Genomic DNA, 452 nt, shown 5'->3' with positions numbered 1-452 from the left:
GTCTTGCTCCAGCACGTGCCAGTGACGGGCTTCCAGACGGTTCTTGTACAAGAAGCGCCAGGTATCTTCCTGCCAGCCGGTCAGCGGGCGACAACGCCAGTGGAACACGCCTGCCAGCTGTGGATTCAGGGGAACGTACATACCGATAATATGGAAGTTGCCACCAGGCCCACCGGTCTTGGGATAGGGAATTTCCAGCCGTTGCCACATCAGGTTGGTATCGGCAAATTCACTCCAGTCGAAGTTGACGCCACGCTGGCCTTCTTTCTCGAAGATAAAACCGTGGTCAGTATCGGTGGTTACAAATTTGGCCTGGGTTTCGCCTTCCGACATGGAATGCGACATCTTGTGCAGGAAAGCCCCGTGCATCGGATCAGCCACGTTATCCAGCACATAACGGTAATCGGCTTTCCATTCGCAGTAGCACAGGAAGCTGGAGTATTCGTCCGAGG

At 54.9% G+C, this 452-nt stretch carries 1 protein-coding gene; it reads right to left on the bottom strand.

Features of this window, described 5'->3' with window-relative positions; genetic code table 11:
* The coding region (locus Q4563_RS16160) for a hypothetical protein (protein WP_336623042.1) at positions 1-452 on the bottom strand (452 nt) is incomplete at both ends.

The sequence above is a fragment of the Gilvimarinus sp. 1_MG-2023 genome (assembly GCF_030548285.1).
The sequence above is the reverse complement of the archived record's forward strand: the minus strand, read 5'-3'. Positions and strand labels throughout refer to the sequence as shown.